At 56.1% G+C, this 3562-nt stretch carries 2 rRNA genes; both read right to left on the bottom strand.

From position 1 onward, the window contains the following. Window position 1: 1 nt before the first annotated feature. Window positions 2-118: ribosomal RNA gene (gene rrf / locus A6I89_RS24205) — 5S ribosomal RNA — on the bottom strand. Between the two features lie 133 nt (window positions 119-251). Next, window positions 252-3382 (bottom strand): 23S ribosomal RNA (locus tag A6I89_RS24210). Window positions 3383-3562: the final 180 nt, after the last annotated feature.

A 3562-nucleotide genomic window follows, 5' to 3' on the forward strand; every position in this document is an offset into this window, starting at 1 on the left:
TGTTCGGCGGTGTCCTACTCTCCCACACCCTGTCGAGTGCAGTACCATCGGCGCTGGAGGGCTTAGCTTCCGGGTTCGGAATGGGACCGGGCGTTTCCCCTCCGCTATGGCCGCCGTAACTCTATGAAACTGTCACACATTCAACACCCCTACCCGAACCCATCCCCGGGGTCCGAAGACCCGAAAGATGGTGGGGGTGAATGGTATCTGTGTGTTGTTTCAGATACCGCACAGTGGACGCGTAGCTTCTTTGTGGTAAGTCCTCGGCCTATTAGTACCAGTCACCTCCACACATTACTGTGCTTCCAGTTCTGGCCTATCAACCCGGTGGTCTGCCGGGGGCCTTACCCCCTCGAGGGGGTGAGAAACCTCATCTTGGAACAGGCTTCCCGCTTAGATGCTTTCAGCGGTTATCCCTTCCGAACGTAGCTAACCAGCAGTGCTCCTGGCGGAACAACTGGCACACCAGAGGTTCGTCCGTCCCGGTCCTCTCGTACTAGGGACAGCCTTCCTCAAGTTTCTAACGCGCGCGGCGGATAGAGACCGAACTGTCTCACGACGTTCTAAACCCAGCTCGCGTGCCGCTTTAATGGGCGAACAGCCCAACCCTTGGGACCTACTCCAGCCCCAGGATGCGACGAGCCGACATCGAGGTGCCAAACCATCCCGTCGATATGGACTCTTGGGGAAGATCAGCCTGTTATCCCCGGGGTACCTTTTATCCGTTGAGCGACACCGCTTCCACTTGCCGGTGCCGGATCACTAGTCCCGACTTTCGTCCCTGCTCGACCTGTCAGTCTCACAGTCAAGCTCCCTTGTGCACTTGCACTCGACACCTGATTGCCAACCAGGCTGAGGGAACCTTTGGGCGCCTCCGTTACATTTTGGGAGGCAACCGCCCCAGTTAAACTACCCACCAGGCACTGTCCCTGAACCAGATCATGGTCCGAGGTTAGATGTCCAATACGATCAGAGTGGTATTTCAACAACGACTCCACGAACACTGGCGTGCCCGCTTCACAGTCTCCCACCTATCCTACACAAACCGAACCGAACACCAATACCAAGCTATAGTGAAGGTCCCGGGGTCTTTTCGTCCTGCCGCGCGTAACGAGCATCTTTACTCGTAATGCAATTTCGCCGAGTCTGTGGTTGAGACAGCAGAGAAGTCGTTACGCCATTCGTGCAGGTCGGAACTTACCCGACAAGGAATTTCGCTACCTTAGGATGGTTATAGTTACCACCGCCGTTTACTGGGGCTTAAATTCTCAGCTTCGCCATTACTGGCTAACCGGTCCTCTTAACCTTCCAGCACCGGGCAGGCGTCAGTCCGTATACATCGTCTTACGACTTCGCACGGACCTGTGTTTTTAGTAAACAGTCGCTTCTCTCTGGTCTCTGCGGCCCCACCCAGCTCAGGAAGCAAGTTCCGTCACCAGACGAGGCCCCCCTTCTCCCGAAGTTACGGGGGCATTTTGCCGAGTTCCTTAACCACAGTTATCTCGATCGCCTTAGTATTCTCTACCTGACCACCTGTGTCGGTTTGGGGTACGGGCCGTGTGAAAGCTCGCTAGAGGCTTTTCTCGGCAGCATAGGATCACTGAATTCGCCTCAATCGGCTACGCATCACGTCTCAGGCTGTATGTGACCCGGATTTGCCTAGGTCACGCCCTACACGCTTACACCAGTATTACCACTGACTGGCTCAGCTACCTTCCTGCGTCACCCCATCGCTTGGCTACTACCAGATCGGTTCACGCGCATCCACACACCGGAGAACCCGAAGGTTCGAAGGCGGCTTCAGGGCGCTTAGCATCACTGATTCACCAGGGGCGCGTTCACACGGGTACGGGAATATCAACCCGTTGTCCATCGACTACGCCTGTCGGCCTCGCCTTAGGTCCCGACTCACCCTGGGCGGATTAACCTGGCCCAGGAACCCTTGGTCATTCGGCGGACGAGTTTCTCACTCGTCTTTCGCTACTCATGCCTGCATTCTCACTCGTGCAGCCTCCACACCTGGATCACTCCGGCGCTTCCATGGCTGCACGACGCTCCCCTACCCATCCACACCACTGCACACAGGCCCGTAGACCCGCATGGGTGTTATGTGAATGCCGCGGCTTCGGCGGTGTACTTGAGCCCCGCTACATTGTCGGCGCAGGATCACTTGACCAGTGAGCTATTACGCACTCTTTCAAGGGTGGCTGCTTCTAAGCCAACCTCCTGGTTGTCTTCGCGACCCCACATCCTTTTCCACTTAGTACACGCTTAGGGGCCTTAGCCGGCGATCTGGGCTGTTTCCCTCTCGACTACGAAGCTTATCCCCCGCAGTCTCACTGCCGCGCTCTCACACTCTGGCATTCGGAGTTTGGCTGACGTCAGTAACCTTGTGGGGCCCATCGGCCATCCAGTAGCTCTACCTCCAGAGTGAAACACGCGACGCTGCACCTAAATGCATTTCGGGGAGAACCAGCTATCACGGAGTTTGATTGGCCTTTCACCCCTACCCACAGCTCATCCCCTCAGTTTTCAACCTAAGTGGGTTCGGGCCTCCACGACGTCTTACCGTCGCTTCACCCTGGCCATGGGTAGATCACTCCGCTTCGGGTCTAGAACATGCCACTACAAACGCCCTATTCGGACTCGCTTTCGCTACGGCTACCCCACACGGGTTAACCTCGCGACATGCCGCTAACTCGCAGGCTCATTCTTCAAAAGGCACGCCATCACCCACCCACCAAAGTGGCGCAGGCTCTGACGGATTGTAAGCGCACGGTTTCAGGTACTATTTCACTCCCCTCCCGGGGTACTTTTCACCTTTCCCTCACGGTACTAGTCCGCTATCGGTCACCAGGGAGTATTCAGGCTTATCGGGTGGTCCCGACAGATTCACAGCAGATTTCACGGGCCCGCTGCTACTCGGGTGTCCGTCACAACAGTCACCATGTTTTCGTCTACGGGACTCTCACCCTCTACGACAGGCCGTTCCAGACCACTTCGACTAACACGATGATTTCTCACTGTCGGCCAATCCGGCAGAATTGACAAGACGGATCCCACAACCCCACGAATGCAACGCCCGCCGGCTATCACACACCCATGGTTTAGCCTCTTCCGCTTTCGCTCGCCACTACTCACGGAATCACATGTTGTTTTCTCTTCCTGTGGGTACTGAGATGTTTCACTTCCCCACGTTCCCTCCACACGCCCTATATATTCAGGCGCGGGTAACCACACATCACTGTGGCTGGGTTTCCCCATTCGGACATCCTCGGATCTCAGCTCGGTTGACAGCTCCCCGAGGCTTATCGCAGCCTCCTACGTCCTTCATCGGCTCCTGGTGCCAAGGCATCCACCGTACGCTCTTAAACACTTACAACAAAGATGCTCGCGTCCACTGTGCAGTTCTCAAACAACACACAAACAGAAAACCCGTGCAGACACCGGACCAACCAGAACCGAAGTTCCCGCTGCGGTATGACCTGCGTTTCCCGCTCGTCGTTTCTTCCTTGAAAGATCACTCACGTGTTCTCTCAGGACCCAACAGTATGCCGATATA

The sequence above is a fragment of the Prescottella equi genome, from assembly GCF_002094305.1.
In the GTDB taxonomy this organism is placed as follows: domain Bacteria; phylum Actinomycetota; class Actinomycetes; order Mycobacteriales; family Mycobacteriaceae; genus Prescottella; species Prescottella equi.